Below are 14,874 nucleotides of genomic sequence, written 5' to 3' on the forward strand. Positions count from 1 at the left end.
GACTTTTCCGACGCGCGCGGCAATCACAGAAACCACCGATACTCCCGCGCGCCGATCTCGTTGCGAAAATCCAGCTCCTCCTGCCGCTTGTTCTCGCAATACACCATCACGAACTCGCTGCCGAGCCCTTTGCGCACGGCCGGATGGTCCTGCATCGCGGCGACCGCCGACAGCATCTCCTTCGGAAAATCGATGCCGCTGCCGCGATCGTCGTTGAGCGACGCGATCGGCTCGAGCCGTGCATCGAGCCCGTGCTCCATCCCGCTCAGGATCGCCGCCAGCACCAGGTACGGGTTCGCATCCGCGCTCGCGAGCCGGTGCTCGATCCGCAGGTTGCGTGTGTCCGACGCCGGAATCCGGATGCACGCGTCGCGATCCTCGAAGCCCCAGCTCGCGCGGCTCGCCGCGTTCACCATCGACCCGTAGCGGCGAAACGCGTTGTGATTCGGCGCGAACACCGGCATGCAATGCGGCAGCAGCGCGAGGCAGCCGGCCACCGCGTGCCGCAACGGCCGCTGCCCGTCTGCCGCAAGCACGTTGCGTCCCGCATCGTCATACAGGCTCACGTGCACGTGCATCCCGCTGCCCGGCGCATGCAGATACGGCTTGCCCATGAAGCTCGCGCGATAGCCATGCCGCAACGCGACGCCGCGCGTACTGCGGCAGAACAGCGCCGACCAGTCTGCTGCGCGCAGCGCGTCGTCGGTATGCCCGAAATTGATCTCGAACTGGCCGGGCCCGAGCTCGGCGGTGATCACCGTCGCATCGACACCCTGGTCGCACGCGGCGTCGACCATCTCATGCAACACCTCGGAGAAGCGCGACAGGCGCTCGATATGCATGTTCGGCTGATCGTCGCGGTCGTCGCTGAGACGATCGCGCGGATACTGCGGCATGCCTTCCACAAGCTGCGCGGCGAACAGGTAGAACTCGAGCTCGAATGCGACGACCGGCCGGATGCCGCGCGCCGCGAACCGCCGCAGCACGCGCGCGAGCACCTCGCGCGGCTCGAATTCGATCGGCGAATCGGTACCGTCGGAGCTGATCAGCATCTGCGCGAGCGGCTGCCGCTCCCAGCGCACAGGCTTCAGCGTGCCGGGGATCAGGCGGCGCGGCGCGTCGGGATCGCCGTCGTTGAAACAGTAATCGCCGATCTTGTAGAGGCCACCCTGCGTGCCGAGCAGCACGCAGTTCTGCGGCAGCTTCAGCAGCGAGCCGGACGCGACTTTCTCGAGCGCGTCGATCGGATAGCGCTTGCCGTAGAAATGCCCGGGCAGGTCGAGGCAGATCAGGTCGACATAACGGATCTCGGGGTGCGCCTGCCGGAATGCGCGAACTTCACCGACCAGCGCGGGAACGACGTCAGCCATGTCTCATCCTTTCCATGTCTTGTAGGGCGGTGCCGCAACGCGGTGAACCGGATTCATGCGGCGCACGGCGCAACGCACGCCGCATGTCGATCAGTACTACAAACAGGCCGTGTGGCGCGACGGACTGCGGGGGCGCCCGCCCCGCCGACCATTCAACTCAGGTAAATACCCAGATCACACGCGTCGGCGCGTCGGTCAGGTTCGCATACCGGAAGCGCTTGTGCGCGGGAAGCTGGAATGCATCGTTCGGGCCGAGCGTGACGGGCGTGTCGTCGCCGTCGATCCAGATCGTCAGCGCTCCCTCGAGCACGAAGCCGCCCTGCTCGTCGCTGTCGTCGACCGGCCGCTCGCCGCTGCTCGCGCCCGGCGCGAGATGGCTTTCGAGGATCGAGAAGCGCGAACGCATGTTCGGCGACACGAGAATGTCGGTAATGCCGGCCGCGTAATGCACGGTGCGGCGTTCGTCGGGCCGCGTGACCCACGGCACGCTGCGCGGCTTGCTCAGGCTGTAAAAATACGTGGTCGGCACGCCGAGCACCTCGCCGATCGCGGTGAGATCCGCGACCGTCGGACGCGACAGCCCGCGCTCGACCTGCGACAGAAAGCCGACCGAGCGGCCGATCCGTTCGGCGAGATCGCTCAGCGTGACCTTGCGATGCTTGCGCAGGTCGCGGATCAGGATCGCCAGACTTTCTATCTCTTCCTGTTCGTTCATGAAGGATTCCGATGCAATCAAACGGTATCGCGCAGGCGGTACCAGACCTTGCCGATCGCCTCCAGCGGCGCGGCCAGCCGGTCGCCGCCGGGAAAGCGCGGGTTGCGAATGCGCTGATACTGCGCGAGCAGGTGCGCGTCGCCGAGCACGGCATCGGCCACCGCGCGCGCGCCGGCGAGCGTCGGCAGCACGCCATGCCCGGAAAAGCCCTGCAGCCAGAAGCGCTGCCCGTGGCGGCCGATGTCCGGCGTGCGGCGCATGCTGATGTCGATGTGACCGCCCCACGCGTAGTCGAGCGGCACGCCGGCCAGTTGCGGGAACACGCGTTCGAGGCGCGGGCGCGTCGCCGCCGCGATATCGGCCGGAATGCCGCCGAGATACGTGCAGCCGCCGCCAAACAGCAGCCGGTTGTCGGGGCTCAGGCGGAAATAGTCGGGCACGAACTGGTTGCCGATCACGCAACTGTTGCGCGGCAATAGCGCCCGCGCGACGTCGGGTGCGAGCGGCGCGGTTGCGACCTGGTACGTGCCGACCGGCAGCAGCCGGCGCGCAAGGTCGCGATCGAGCCGGTCGACGTATGCGTTACACGCGAGCACCAGCACGTCCGCCCTCACTTCGCCGCGCGCCGTGCGGGCGACGTGGCCGCCGGCCGTCTCGCGACAGTCGAGCACGCGGCTCTGTTCGAAGATGCGGCCGCCCGCGCGCTCGATCGTTCGCGCGAGGCCGAGTGCGAGCTTGAGCGGATTCAGGTGGCCGGCCTCCGGATCGTGAAGCGCCGCGAGATAGCGCGTGCCGCCGATCCATTCGGGCATCTCGTCACGGCCTATCATGCGCAACCGGTCGTAGCCCCAGCGCTCGGCGGCCTCGTCGCGCGCCTGCGCCAGCATCGCGACGCGCCGCGGCCGCACCGCGGCCCACAGGCTGCCGGGCCGGTAGTCGATGTCGAAACCGTGTCGCGCCGGCAGTTCGCGCACTTCGGCCGCCGCCCAGCGCATGCTGTCCCAGAGCAACCGGGCGCCGTCGCGGCCGAGCGCATCCTCGAGCGGCCGCATGTCGCACGACCAGCCGAGCAGCGCCTGTCCGCCGTTGCGACCCGATGCGGCCCATGCGACGCGGCTCGCTTCGAGCATGACGACGCGCCTGCCGGCGAGCGCGAGCCGCAGCGCCGTATGCAGCCCGCTGAAGCCCGCGCCGACGACCAGCACGTCGGCGTCGACACGTTCGCCCAGCGCCGGCCGATGCGGGATCGGCGCCGGGTAGGTACCGGCGTAGTAGCTTGCGACGTGACGGTCGGACTGCACGAACATGCGAGCTTCCGTGAAAATTTTTCTGCGAAATTTCATGAAAAACTAGCACGACAATTTCACGGAAGCAACGCCAAGAAATTCCAACAGAATAAATTGCGAAGGCCACTAACCCGTCGCGCGTTCCGTTAACCGCTTCGTTGTTTCGCCGAGAGGCCATGGCCAAACCGATACTCGATGACGAATCGTGGTCACTCACCCAACCGCTGTTGTCACCACCGAAGCGGCGTCCGACGCGATACCCCGGACGCAAGCGTCTCGACGATCGCGGCGTCGCCCTCCATTCATACAGTGGGATCGGGTCGAAAGCAGGACCCAATCCCACTGCGTATCCGGTTCGAACGCCTCGCCACCATACATGAGGCGTTCATGAAAATCGCCGTCTGAATCATCTGCTGGAGGCACGTTCAAAAATCGTTCTGTTAGCGTTCCTTAGCGTATGGGATCGCCAACCGGAGCAACGAAACATTCGCTCCGGTCAAGGCTTCGCACGCACTTCCTTGTGAGCATTTTTGAGAATCCACAGTTTCTACACCTATATATTTTCACCACGCGTTCGATAACAAGGTGGGTTCGCCGTCCCCGGCATACGCGCGCAAGCGAAAACGTTTGCCGCCGCCGCGCGAGAGTTTTGTCTCCGCGTGGCCAACATTACGGACGTAACGATACGAACATGAGCGACACGAAACATCGACTTGAAGCGAGTGCTGGCCTTTCCCATCGCACGTTCCTCTACAGCCTCGGCGCACTCGCGCTTTCGGCGTGCGGCAGCGGCCCGGATACGAGCGAGGCGGCCGCCGCCGGCCGCGCGACAGGCACGGCAGACGCAGCGGCGGGCAATCGCGCGCTTGCGCGCGTCGCGACCGGCACCGACGCCGTCACGACGAGCCAGGCCTTCGTAATCACCACCAACCGAATATTTTTACGCCCCGGATGTGGGCCGATGTCAATCGAAAGAACATACCTATATTTTTCAGAAACGAAAGACGCTATCTAGCCCGGCGTTATTCCACTTTCGAATGTTCAATTTTGTTCGATACCGCATTACCTCCGAGCGAAGTCACGCTCTTTAAATATTTATCATTTAAAAATCGCATGCCACGGATCCGAATGGCGGATACTTTACCAAGACTCGTCCAAATCGTCCAACATAAAAAGACATGACATTTTGCATTTCATAGCATCAATTCCAGACGAAGCAAATTACCGAACCATCGGCCATGACATTTTTTGAGGATCGAATGTTAAATACCACATATATTTCAGGTTTGATTCTGCTTGTTTCTTCTATTTTGCAGGGATGCTCCGGCGGCGACGCCTTGCCGTCAAAGCCGGCTCAGAACTCAACAGATCAAAGCTTGAATCAGCAAAATGTCGCACAAAATCAGAACTCCACGCCTCCGCCTCCGGGCAACACGGTACTCGTAGCCAGCGGGTCGATACCTCAGCAGAAAGTCCGAAATCTGGGATCGGGGACGGGGTTCGTTGCGTCGGCATTGTCTGAGAAACTCCCGCCGGGAACGGCCGGCGACTACGATGTTCTGGTCGTTTCCAGCGACCAGACTGCAAATCCGGGCGTAATGAAGGAAATTGTCGACGGCCTGGGAAATGGCAAAGAGATAGTCATCGATTCCGCCGGTAGCGGAAAGCCCGGGGGCGCGACCGTCAATTCCGCCGTAGAACAAATTGTCGGCCCGGGAACCGCAGTTGCCGGCGACGCAGTCCGAATTCAACGAGGCCCGAACGGCGACGGCTATCTGATCACCCCGATATTCAACACCGGCGGCGGAAATACCAACGGAGGACCCGACCAGAAGGTTTCAGGCATCGATGCGACACAAAACAACGTCGCGAATATTTTTCAAACCAATGATGGGGGTAACAAGTGAAGTCGAAATCGCTTTTCAATTCCGCGATTGCGGGCGTCGTTTGCCTGTTTCAGGTCGGCCATGCCGTTGCCGGGACGACGTGCCTGCTCGATAGCCAAACCAACCAGGCAAATCTGGTGGGAAACAGCTCGTCCTGGTCGATTCCTATTCAGCAAGCAACCAATACGTGGCAAGACTGGATATGGAGAGGTGATACCTTCCTGTGCAATGGCGTCCGCAATGTAGCTGCCCCGTGTACGTATACATGGACGAAAACCCGTTCCAATGGATACACCGTCAGCGGCAGTGCCAGTTTGAATCCGGAAAGTATTCCGATCGTGGGAGGCATCTTGAATCTGCTTCACGTTGACGCCTCGTATGGGCGCACCGTGACTAATACGGAATCGACTGGCTGGAGTCAACAGGTTCCGGCGGGGAAATATGCCACGTTCGTCGAGGTTGTCGTGCGTCGCTGGAAGCAAGGCGTGTTTCAAGGAGCGTATCAAATCACAAGCAAGCGATGCACGATCGACGAAATTGGGGATGGGCATTTCGCGTGGGGGCATGTGTATTCCTGGAATGGATCGGCCAGATACGGAAACTGGACGGCGAACCAGGCGGTCAATGGTTCCAATTCCGCGTACGGCATGGTCTGGATTCACTGACTTTGTTGCAAGGGTCGTCCGTGATACGCCAAGCCTCAACCGAGGAACGGCTTCAATTCCCGGAAGGAGAGCCGGTTTTTCGTTAACACCCAAGACAGGTCATCACGGCGGCCCGAAATTCGCTCTTTTCGTCAAATAGAAGTTGATGTCCAGGTCCACCGCGCTCACCAAGGCGATCGACCAGGTTCGTTCAATCTCCGGGTCGTACGTACCGCGTCGGATCGGCCATGCGCATGCGGCCACGACCGATCCCGTGCATCCTGCCCGCCTTTGCAACGGCATCGCAAACTACGCCGTGAGCAGGCGACCGAATCCCGTGCGCAGCGCAACGCGGTCCTGCAAAGCGAAGACGGCGGCGTTTTCCCGGCAACCGAAGGGCGACGGCTCGCGGCCATGATTCCGGGCGCCCGCTTCGAAACACTCCCTCGGGGCGGACCTCTTGCAATCTCGACCACGCCGGTGCGCTTACCCGGGCACTTTTGCGCCTCCTGACCGGGCTCGATATTGTCTAGTCATCCTGATTATTCCGCGCTGAAGCTGCGCGGCGCGCGGATGATCGTCACCGGCACGGCCGACGCCGAGCCCGGCTTCGCGCTCGAAGGCCTCGGCTACCGGCCAATCGAACGCGTGTACGGCACGCAGCCGTGAGCGCGGCGCAAGATATTCAGCCCGGCGAGAACGTCGTCGTCAGCAAGAACGTGCGCCCGGGCAGCACGGGGATGAAGTTCGGGTAAAGCGCGGCGCCGTAAAGCTTCCGGTCGAACACGTTTTTCACGCCAAGCTGCACGGCCCACTTCTCCGCTCGGTAGAACACCGTCGCATCGACGCGCGCATCGCCGGGCACGACGTAGCCGGGTGCGCCTGTCGCCCGCTGCGAGCGGAAGAACACGCCGCTGCCGACGCCCCAGCCGCGCCACGCCGGCGCCTGCAGCGCGTAGGTCATCCACAGACTGCCGGCGCGCGCCGGCGTGCCCGGCGCCCGGACCTGCGTACCACGCGGGTCGACCGCCACGCCCGAATCGGACACCGTCAGCGAGCCAATCACGTCCAGCCCCGTCAGAACCTTCCCGGCCAAGTCGAACTCGACGCCGCGGTTGTGCTCGCCCGGCACGCGTGCGTAAAAGCCCGGATGCGTCGGATCGCCGATGATCTTGCCATCGTCGCGCAGCTGGTACGCGGCGGCGGTCGCGGTCAGCGCATCGCCGAAGAGCGTGAACTTGATGCCGGTCTCGATCTGCTCGGTGCGGGTGGCCTGCAGGGTCTTGCCGTCCCACGACACGGTGTCGAGCGACGGCCGAAAACCGCGCATCCAGTTTGCATAGATGCTGACCGACGGCGTGATCGCGTAGCTGGCGGCGACGCTCGGCGACCAGACGGAATTGCGCACCAACGGCGAGCTTAGCGATTTGTCCAGCAGCGCGTTCGTGTGCCGCAGCGATGCGAGCAGCGTCACCCGATCGGCGATCAGCGCCTGGAGCTGCACGTAACCGCTCAATTGCCGCATCGCCGAATCGGATTCGCGCGCGAGCGGACCGGACGGAATCGACGGCAGCGGATGCGGCGCATACAGGTTCTGGACGGCGGACGCGTACGGTGCGATGTCGGCCGTCGACGACAGCCGCCAGTGCTCGACGCCCGCGAGCATGGTGCCGGACACACCGCCCGCGCGGAACGTGCGCAGCAGTTCCGCCGCCACATCCGATTCATGCCGCCGCTCGACGGAATGCAGGCCGTAGAGTGCGATGTCGCCGGAGCCGTCCAGCAGCGCGTAGGGCACGTGCCAATGCGACACGGTTTCGTATTTCAGCCAGATCGCGCGCACGCGCGCCTGCCAGCCGTCGCCGAACGCGCGCTCGGCGTTCAGCGACGCGCGCAGCGAATCGGTGCCCATGTGGTCGTCGCGCGCGCCGGCGGGCTCGAGCGACGTTTGCGGTAACGGATTGCCGTCATCGCCGCCGACCGAATACGGCAGGACCGGCACGCGCTGCCGGTAATGCTCGAGACGCAGCGTCACATCGGTGTCGGCGTCCCGGTAGCGCACCGACGGCGCGACGAAAAAGCCGCGCTGCCCATCGTAGCCGCCATAGCTGCGTCCGTTCAGGTTGCCGCTCGCTACGAACCGGTAGCCGACCTGCCCGTCGCTCGACACGTCACTCATGTCGAGCATGCTCTCGCGCCGCCCGCGCGACGACAGCGTCGTCTGCAGCGTCGCATGGCGCGCGAACTGCGGCCGCTTCGTGACCAGGTTGACGATGCCGCCGTTTGGCGCGCCTCCGACGAGCGCCGTCGCAGGGCCCTTGACGACCTCGATGCGTTCGATGCCCGCGAGCGGCGGGTAATCGGCGGATTCGACGACGCTCCCGTCGACGAGCAGCGCCTGCGCGGTATAGCCGCGTATCCCGATGCCGTAGTTCGCGTTGTTTTCGTCGAACACCGACGTCGCGCCGCTGACGTTCGCGATCGCGTCCGCGACCGATTCCGCCTGCTGGCTCGTCAGCACGGCATGGCTCACGACGCCGACCGACTGCGGCGTGTCGACGAGCGGCAGGTCGAGCCGCGCCGCGGCCGACGAGCGCGTCTCGGCGAAGCCGCCGTCCGCGCCAACCCGAGCGCGCATGCGAATGGGCGGCAACATGATGGTCGCCGCGCCGGCATCCGGTGTACGGGTGCGCTGCAGCGTCCACGTGCCGCCCGCGACGCTGGTCGGTTCGAGCGGCGTGCCCGCCAGCGCGCAGGCGAGCGCGTCGCGCGCGGTCATCGTGCCATCGACCGGCCCGGCCCAGCGGCCGGCCGTCAGTGCGCTGTCGAACGACAGCACGACGTGCGCCTGCCGCGCAACCTCGAGCAACACGGCATCGAGCGCGCCGCCCGGTACGTGAAAGGTGACGACGCCCTCGTCGGCGCAGGCGGCGGCCGTCGCCGCGCCCCACCAGACGCCCGCCAGCATCGCTCGTCCGACGACGTCGTTTATTTCGAATCGACTAAACACACTAAACATGCTTACTTCTCTGTCAGGTCGGAGCGCGAGCATACAGGGTCCGCGTGAACGTCAAAAAAAGCGGTGGCCGGCATGCATTCACGGCAATAGGATGTGTAGCATCACGAAGAACAGCGGCGGTGCACCGCAGAGCGATTGCGAAACCGTGTCGGATTCGCAGCCTGCGACACGCAGGCTCCGGCCCTCGGGCACGCACGCCTGGGGGGCGCTCCCGCTCGACGCGATACGCCCGTGGACGGGCTGTACGGGCCGGCCGATAACCCGACACGCGCAGCCATGCGGCGGCCGCGCGACCGTCACGGCAACGTCGCCACACCGCAGCGAATTCGTCTTGCGCGAATCGCGGGTAAAAATGCGCACCGGCATCGAGGTTGAGTGCTCGTATATTCTTTGCTAGCCTGCGTGCAAGGCGCTCCTGGCCGCTCCAACCGTTCGATGCAACATGGAATTCAGCATGACGACGCTTGCCGCTGTCCCACCCGTCGAAGCAATCTTCCGCAACGACTACCCCTGGCTGCTCGGCCGTCTGCGCTACAAGCTCGGCTGTGCGTTTACGGCTGAAGACATCGCTTCCGAAACGTTCGTGCAACTGATCGCGCAAGCCGGCGCATCGTCCGTGCGGGAGCCGCGCGCGTTGCTGACGACAATCGCCCACCGCCTCGTCTACGACTTCTGGCGCCGCCGCGACCTCGAGCGCGCGTACCTCGCCGTGCTCGCCGCACGCCCGGAAAGCGTCGCGCCGTCCGAGGAGGAGCGCGCGCTTGTCGTCGAAACGCTGCATGCGATCGACCGGATGCTGGCCGGGCTGTCCGCGAAGGCGCGCAACGCGTTCATCTACAGCCAGTTCCACGGGCTCACGCATGCCGAAATCGCCGACCGGCTCGGCGTATCGAAGCGCACCGTGCGCGACTATCTCGCGCAGGCGCTGCGCGCGTGCTATCTCGCGTCTTTGCAGTGAATCTGGCCGATCAACCGAAAGTGGTCGACGCGATCGACCCGCGCGTACTCGACGATGCGATCCGCTGGATGGTGCTGCTGCGCTCGGGCGATGCGACCGGGCGCGACCGCGCGCGCTTCGACGCGTGGCTGCGCGCCGATCCCGCACACGCGCGCGCGGTCGCGCGGCTCGACGCATCGCTCGGCGCGCTGACGCCGCCGGCAACGCACGGCCTCGCGCCGAGCGCGCTCGGCGATGCGCTACTGGCCGTACCCGCACGCCGGCGCGTCGTGCGCGGCGTGCTGTCGTTCGGCGCGCTCGTCGCCGGCGCGGGCGCGCTCGCCGATCGCTTCTCCCCCATCGCCGAGTGGTCGGCCGACCTGCAGACGAACACCGGCGAGCAGCGCACCGCGACGCTTGCCGACGGCTCGTCGCTGATGCTCGCCGCGCGCAGCGCGGTCGACCTCGACTACCGGGCGGACGAGCGCGGCGTGCGATTGCGCGCGGGCGCGCTGCTCGTGCGCGCGGCGGCGAACACGCGCCCGTTCGTGGTCCGGCATGCCGAGCGCATGGTGCGCGCGCGCGCCGGCAGGTTCGCGGTTCGCGTGGACGGCCCGTGGCTGCACGTCGCCGCGCTCGATGCGCCGGTCGGAATCGCGGTGCCGGGTGGCGCGACGCTGTCGCTGCGGCCCGGACTCACCGCGCGCGCCGGCGCCGACCTCATCGAGCCACTCGCCGCCAACGCGACGGACGAAGCCGCATGGACCGGCGGCCAGCTGGTCATACACACCGAGCCGCTCGGCGCGGTGATTGCGCGGCTGCGTCCGTACTACCCCGGCGTGATCCGCGTGACCGACGCCGCCGCCGCGCTGCCCGTCACCGGCGTGTTCCGACTCGACGATCCGCCGCGCACCCTCGCCGCGCTCGCCGCGACGCTACCGCTGGAGGTCCGGCGCTATGCGGGATGCGTTGTGCTCGTTTCGCTCGCGTCGCAAGCCTGACGCGCACCGGGAGCGCGGCGCGATTGCCCGGGTGATCGCCCGATTGCCCGTGGTAACCCATCCAACGCCAGACAGCAAAAATTTTTTGCGGAAGGCACGTCACTTTTCGTCACTCGTCGCACAAGCAATCTGAAACACCGCGAAGTCGCGACACCGCAGGCGAACGGCAAAACCGTCCCGTGCGTGCAGGCACGGCCCGTCCCGGCGAACTGCCGGGCGCCGCCGCGCGACGACGGGCGCGGACGCCGATATTCCGTTTCGATTTGAAGAGGTCACTTTGGACTATGCCCTCCTGACCCGCGACCTGCGTCTGGCCGACCGCATCGCGGACAGCCTCGGGCGCGGCGCGCACTGCGGCGAGCGCCGCGGCGACCGGTTCGCCGACGAGCTGACGATGCTGCGCGCATTGCGCCACCGGCCGTACGACCTGATCGTGTTCGACGCGCGCTGCGTCAGTGCTACCCACAATCCGGTGCTGTCGTGGCGCGCGTGCCACGCGGACAGCCGCGCGCCGGTCGTGGTGGTCGGCTCGTTCGACGGGCCCGCCGAGATGTTCCTCTGGTACGACCTCGGCGCGGCCGACGTGTTGACGCTGCCGTTCGATCCCAACGAGCTGTACGTACGCGCGACGCTCGCCCGGCGCGGGCAGGCCCGCGCCGCCTCGGCCCCGGCCCGCTTGTCGGTCGGTCCGTATGCGCTCGATCGCGATACGGGCACGGTCAAGCTGCACGGCGGCGCGATCGCGCTGACGTCGCGCGAGTTCGCGATGGCCTGGCTGTTCTTCTCGAACCCCGGCACCTGCTTCAATCGCGGCCAGGTCGCAAAATCGATCTGGGGCAACTACCGCGACTGCGCGGACCGGACGATCGAGCAACACATCTACAAGCTGCGCAAGAAGCTCTCGCTCGGCATTGCGAACGACGTCGCGCTGCGCACCGTGTATGGCTTTGGCTACAAGCTCGAAGTCGGGTCGTGCAGCGACGCGCATGAGCCGGAATTCGCGGCGCCGACAGCAGCCGGCCCGCACCCGGCCGCGTGAGGTAGGCTGTCGAACGCGTGCGCGGCGGCAGGTTCGTCGCGCATCGTGTCCGGCCGCCCGCCGTCACCGCGAACCGGTGGCGGCGGCCGCTGCCCGCAGGCGCGACCGGTCCGCGACGCGCCGCGCAGCGCAGCGCAGCGCAGCGAAGAACGCGATGCCTTGGTCTATCGCGCACACATAGCCGACGCGGGGCGCGAGCCGGTTGTCCGTAGGCGGCGAAAACGGACCGGCCGAAAACGCGACGGTCTGGCCGGGCTTCACCCGACAGCGGATGAACCTCCAGACCGGCCGCCCCGACTCATCGACCATCGCGGGTTCGTCGGCGAAGCTCAGCGTGCCGTCCGGCGTGATCCGCTACGCGTTGATTCGCAGCCCGCCGCATGTCGAGCCCGGCGCGGTTGCCGTGCCGGCCGGCGCGCATTTCGGCAGATCGCCCTCGAAGGACACGCCCGCGCGCTGGTTCAGCGTGTTTTCCACTTCGCTCGGACCGGACAACCGTATCGTCGGCCCTTGTGGGCGGAAAGGCATGGCGCGTCCGCGGCCCCTCGCCGCGCAGTCGCCCGGCGACTCGCTTGACAGCTCACCACGAAAGTCAACATTCTCGATGAGTGTTTTTGAAATCGTCTCTTAGCAAAATCCAACTATCCATATCAATTCAGTTAGCCGTATATCTAAAAATTTTTCGATTTTTTGTGCTTATTTGGTGCTTTTTAAGCGATTTTCATCCATATAATCCGGACATCGGTGGTCCATCGATATTCGGATGACCAGGAATTCCGCCGCGATTACGACAGCACTTGATGCCTTCCATGAGATTTTTTGAGGATTCCGGCGTGATTCACCTTATATATTTTCGTCCTGTGTTCGTTAACCCGACGAACTCGCCGTTCTCCGCATACGCTCGCAAGCGCAAACGTTTGCCGTCGTTGCGCGAGTCGCTTATCGCTGCATGAATCAAGTTATGGACGACAGAACGATACGAACATGACCGACACGAAACATCTACTCGAAACGAATGCCGACCTCTTCCGACGCACGTTTCTTCACAGTCTCGGTGCGATCGACAGGTTCCGCCTCCATCACGACGCGCCGCCCGCCGATCAGGCCGTGGTGCTTGCCTGCGGGATCTGATGCGTCCTCGCGACGGCTCACTCGCCATCCGGACGTCACGCTCACGTCGGAATGGGGCGATTCCGCCTCCTCTCGAAATGCGCGTCCCGTGCCCTCTACACACGCTGTCCGCCTGCGCTGCGCCGTGATTTCCACTCCGAATCCGCATGCTCATCAATCACACACCCTGGTTCGTCCTGCATCGCCCGCGTCCCCGGGCAACGCACCGGCTGTTCTGCTTCCCGTATGCCGGCGGCGGATCGCTGCTGTACCGGAGCTGGGCGTTTGAACTGCCAGACTGGCTCGAAGTCGTCGCCATCGAACCACCGGGGCGCCAAACCCGCTTTGCGGAAGCGGCGCTCACGTCGCTCGACACAATGTGCACCGCGCTTGCGACGGCGGCGGCCGGCCTGCTCGACAAGCCGTTTGGCACGTTCGGCTACAGCTTGGGCAGCGTCGTCAGCATCGAATGGACAAGGGAACTCGTTCGGCGCGGCCTTCCCACCCCTTCGCACGCATTCAGCGCCGCACACCGCGCGCCGCACGTGGCGCCAAGCGGGCCGCCGGCCCATCGGCTATCCGATCCGGAACTGATCGAGTGGCTGAAAGCGATGGGCGGAACGCCGGCTGCCTTGCTGTCGGAGCCCGAATGGCTAGGGCACTTCCTGACGTCGCTGCGTGCCGATCTCGCACTCGCCGACGGGTACCGGGTGGATACGCCATTCGTGTTGCCGTGCGGGCTGACGGTGTTCGGTGGTCTGCGCGATCCCCATGTCGCGAGCGATGCATTGGCCGAGTGGGCCCGCTACAGCGGGGGGCCATTCGCGCTGCACCGGTTCGACGGCGGGCACTTCTTTCTCCAGGCGTGGGAACAGGAGATTCGGAACCGCGTCGTCGCCGCGCTGACCGACCCTACGTAGCAGTCCCGTCAAATCGGCACCAGCATGCCGCGGGGAAATCTGCCGGCCAGTGTACGCCCGGTGCCGCGCACCGGTCGCACCTGCCGGCATTTGCGGCATTGCATGCCGACATCGGGATTGAAAAGGAGAACGACCTCGATCGACACGATCAGTATGAGTTGAAAGTCCATAACGATGAATAAGCAAGCGCTATCGGTCAGCGGGAGACACCTTCAGTAACACGGGCCGAATTTATTCAAATTTCATCGGGTATCGAACCATGACGACTCAATGGCATGAAATTTACTTGGGCATAGAGAATGCGAAGACCATGTCCGATCTTGCCGATACAGCCTCGCGCGCTGTATCGAGGATCGGCTTTTCCAACTGGCTTTTCGAAGTCAAATCCACATGCTCCGGCAACGACTCGGAATTCTTTTCCGACCGCGGGCAATACGAAAGCTGGATCAAGTATTACAAGGATGCGGATTTCCTTCCGGGTGGCAGTCCCGTCTATGCCGCACTCCGAACCAAAGGCCTGGCAGAATGGAGCGACGGCGCACGCTTCGTTCTTACCCAGTGCAGCTGGATCGGTGCCGATTTACCCGCCCTGTTTTCGGTCGGACGAGAAATCACACCTGTAAGAGTCGAGGAAAAGGCGACGAATGCCCCGTACATCGCGTGGCTCGCCGGCGCGATCCATGCGAAGTTCATCGCGCTGTCGGCGCCGACGCCGAAAACGGGCGACGTGTGCAGTCTTACGGACCGCGAACGGGAACTGCTGCGGTGGACCGCGCTCGGCAAGACAGCCGGCGAAGTCGCGTCTATCGTCGGGCTCACGACACGCACCGTCTATTTCCACCTGAAAAACGCGATGCTCAAGATGAATGCGACCAATACGCTGCAAGCGGTCGTGAAGGCGATGGTACTCGGCCTGATCTGAGGCCGTACCATGCCGCGCGACATGC

General features: G+C 64.8%; 16 protein-coding genes. 11 read left to right on the forward strand and 5 right to left on the reverse strand.

Features of this window, described 5'->3' with window-relative positions:
* Window positions 1-23: 23 nt before the first annotated feature.
* From QZM15_RS11260 to QZM15_RS11270, 3 genes are all read right to left on the reverse strand, one after another.
* The gene (locus QZM15_RS11260) at window positions 24-1,370 is read right to left on the reverse strand and encodes a glutamine synthetase family protein (RefSeq protein ID WP_302106389.1); all 1,347 of its coding nucleotides are present in this window, start codon (window positions 1,368-1,370) and stop codon (window positions 24-26) included.
* A gap of 157 nt (window positions 1,371-1,527) precedes the next feature.
* Window positions 1,528-2,085, reverse strand: coding sequence for a helix-turn-helix domain-containing protein (locus QZM15_RS11265; RefSeq protein ID WP_059584641.1), 558 nt, complete (start codon window positions 2,083-2,085; stop codon window positions 1,528-1,530).
* A gap of 17 nt (window positions 2,086-2,102) precedes the next feature.
* Window positions 2,103-3,392 (reverse strand): FAD-binding oxidoreductase, encoded by a 1,290-nt coding sequence (locus tag QZM15_RS11270; protein WP_302106390.1) that lies wholly within the window; start codon window positions 3,390-3,392, stop codon window positions 2,103-2,105.
* A 670-nt stretch (window positions 3,393-4,062) separates the two neighbouring features.
* On the opposite strand from QZM15_RS11270, the gene QZM15_RS11275 reads away from it, so the two are divergent.
* The 4 genes from QZM15_RS11275 (at window position 4,063) to QZM15_RS11290 (ending at window position 6,570) form a co-directional block, all read left to right on the forward strand.
* Entirely contained in the window at window positions 4,063-4,386 is a 324-nt protein-coding gene (locus QZM15_RS11275; protein WP_302106391.1) for a hypothetical protein, read from the forward strand.
* 223 nt (window positions 4,387-4,609) lie between these two features.
* On the forward strand, window positions 4,610-5,278 hold the full coding sequence (locus QZM15_RS11280) for a hypothetical protein (protein WP_302106392.1): 669 nt from the start codon (window positions 4,610-4,612) through the stop codon (window positions 5,276-5,278).
* The gene (locus QZM15_RS11285; RefSeq protein ID WP_124859842.1) at window positions 5,275-5,922 is read left to right on the forward strand and encodes a hypothetical protein; all 648 of its coding nucleotides are present in this window, start codon (window positions 5,275-5,277) and stop codon (window positions 5,920-5,922) included. The genes QZM15_RS11280 and QZM15_RS11285 overlap by 4 nt, the downstream gene beginning before the upstream one ends.
* Before the next feature lie 504 nt (window positions 5,923-6,426).
* Window positions 6,427-6,570 (forward strand): hypothetical protein, encoded by a 144-nt coding sequence (locus QZM15_RS11290; RefSeq protein ID WP_180278250.1) that lies wholly within the window; start codon window positions 6,427-6,429, stop codon window positions 6,568-6,570.
* 16 nt (window positions 6,571-6,586) lie between these two features.
* Here QZM15_RS11290 and QZM15_RS11295 read toward each other — a convergent pair whose 3' ends face one another.
* A complete protein-coding gene (locus tag QZM15_RS11295; protein ID WP_185716494.1) occupies window positions 6,587-8,869 on the reverse strand; it encodes a TonB-dependent receptor in 2,283 nt (760 codons plus the stop codon).
* Window positions 8,870-9,374: 505 nt separating this feature from the next.
* On the opposite strand from QZM15_RS11295, the gene QZM15_RS11300 reads away from it, so the two are divergent.
* The 3 genes from QZM15_RS11300 to QZM15_RS11310 all read left to right on the forward strand — a co-directional run bounded on the left by QZM15_RS11300 (window position 9,375) and on the right by QZM15_RS11310 (window position 11,897).
* Window positions 9,375-9,878: a sigma-70 family RNA polymerase sigma factor gene (locus tag QZM15_RS11300; protein ID WP_099317930.1), complete on the forward strand. Its 504-nt coding sequence runs from the start codon at window positions 9,375-9,377 to the stop codon at window positions 9,876-9,878.
* Complete coding sequence (locus QZM15_RS11305) at window positions 9,875-10,858, forward strand: FecR domain-containing protein (RefSeq protein WP_099317700.1); 984 nt, start codon at window positions 9,875-9,877, stop codon at window positions 10,856-10,858. Before QZM15_RS11300 ends, QZM15_RS11305 begins: the two co-directional genes overlap by 4 nt.
* A gap of 277 nt (window positions 10,859-11,135) precedes the next feature.
* Complete coding sequence (locus QZM15_RS11310) at window positions 11,136-11,897, forward strand: response regulator transcription factor (protein ID WP_302106393.1); 762 nt, start codon at window positions 11,136-11,138, stop codon at window positions 11,895-11,897.
* A gap of 63 nt (window positions 11,898-11,960) precedes the next feature.
* Here the strand turns inward: QZM15_RS11310 and QZM15_RS33985 are convergent, their stop codons facing one another.
* The gene (locus QZM15_RS33985; RefSeq protein ID WP_367033664.1) at window positions 11,961-12,206 is read right to left on the reverse strand and encodes a hypothetical protein; all 246 of its coding nucleotides are present in this window, start codon (window positions 12,204-12,206) and stop codon (window positions 11,961-11,963) included.
* On the opposite strand from QZM15_RS33985, the gene QZM15_RS11315 reads away from it, so the two are divergent.
* From QZM15_RS11315 to QZM15_RS11330, 4 genes are all read left to right on the forward strand, one after another.
* On the forward strand, window positions 12,169-12,528 hold the full coding sequence (locus QZM15_RS11315) for a hypothetical protein (RefSeq protein WP_146075217.1): 360 nt from the start codon (window positions 12,169-12,171) through the stop codon (window positions 12,526-12,528). The two genes, QZM15_RS33985 and QZM15_RS11315, sit on opposite strands and share 38 nt — an antisense overlap.
* Window positions 12,529-12,881: 353 nt before the next feature.
* The gene (locus QZM15_RS11320; protein ID WP_180278252.1) at window positions 12,882-13,028 is read left to right on the forward strand and encodes a hypothetical protein; all 147 of its coding nucleotides are present in this window, start codon (window positions 12,882-12,884) and stop codon (window positions 13,026-13,028) included.
* A gap of 146 nt (window positions 13,029-13,174) precedes the next feature.
* Window positions 13,175-13,927: a thioesterase II family protein gene (locus QZM15_RS11325; protein ID WP_059584631.1), complete on the forward strand. Its 753-nt coding sequence runs from the start codon at window positions 13,175-13,177 to the stop codon at window positions 13,925-13,927.
* A gap of 259 nt (window positions 13,928-14,186) precedes the next feature.
* Window positions 14,187-14,849 (forward strand): helix-turn-helix transcriptional regulator, encoded by a 663-nt coding sequence (locus QZM15_RS11330; RefSeq protein WP_081059157.1) that lies wholly within the window; start codon window positions 14,187-14,189, stop codon window positions 14,847-14,849.
* Window positions 14,850-14,874: the final 25 nt, after the last annotated feature.

This window comes from Burkholderia sp. AU44665, assembly GCF_030504405.1.
GTDB lineage: Bacteria > Pseudomonadota > Gammaproteobacteria > Burkholderiales > Burkholderiaceae > Burkholderia > Burkholderia semiarida.

What these genes read in the sequence shown, in the direction of transcription:
- QZM15_RS11260 (WP_302106389.1), bottom strand. Translation starts at nt 1,370, where the DNA reads ATGGCTGACGTCGTTCCCGCGCTGGTCGGTGAAGTTCGCGCATTCCGG.
- QZM15_RS11265 (WP_059584641.1), bottom strand. Translation starts at nt 2,085, where the DNA reads ATGAACGAACAGGAAGAGATAGAAAGTCTGGCGATCCTGATCCGCGAC.
- QZM15_RS11270 (WP_302106390.1), bottom strand. Translation starts at nt 3,392, where the DNA reads ATGTTCGTGCAGTCCGACCGTCACGTCGCAAGCTACTACGCCGGTACC.
- QZM15_RS11275 (WP_302106391.1), top strand. Translation starts at nt 4,063, where the DNA reads ATGAGCGACACGAAACATCGACTTGAAGCGAGTGCTGGCCTTTCCCAT.
- QZM15_RS11280 (WP_302106392.1), top strand. Translation starts at nt 4,610, where the DNA reads ATGACATTTTTTGAGGATCGAATGTTAAATACCACATATATTTCAGGT.
- QZM15_RS11295 (WP_185716494.1), bottom strand. Translation starts at nt 8,869, where the DNA reads ATGCTGGCGGGCGTCTGGTGGGGCGCGGCGACGGCCGCCGCCTGCGCC.
- QZM15_RS11300 (WP_099317930.1), top strand. Translation starts at nt 9,375, where the DNA reads ATGACGACGCTTGCCGCTGTCCCACCCGTCGAAGCAATCTTCCGCAAC.
- QZM15_RS11315 (WP_146075217.1), top strand. Translation starts at nt 12,169, where the DNA reads ATGAACCTCCAGACCGGCCGCCCCGACTCATCGACCATCGCGGGTTCG.
- QZM15_RS33985 (WP_367033664.1), bottom strand. Translation starts at nt 12,206, where the DNA reads ATGGTCGATGAGTCGGGGCGGCCGGTCTGGAGGTTCATCCGCTGTCGG.
- QZM15_RS11320 (WP_180278252.1), top strand. Translation starts at nt 12,882, where the DNA reads ATGACCGACACGAAACATCTACTCGAAACGAATGCCGACCTCTTCCGA.
- QZM15_RS11325 (WP_059584631.1), top strand. Translation starts at nt 13,175, where the DNA reads ATGCTCATCAATCACACACCCTGGTTCGTCCTGCATCGCCCGCGTCCC.
- QZM15_RS11330 (WP_081059157.1), top strand. Translation starts at nt 14,187, where the DNA reads ATGACGACTCAATGGCATGAAATTTACTTGGGCATAGAGAATGCGAAG.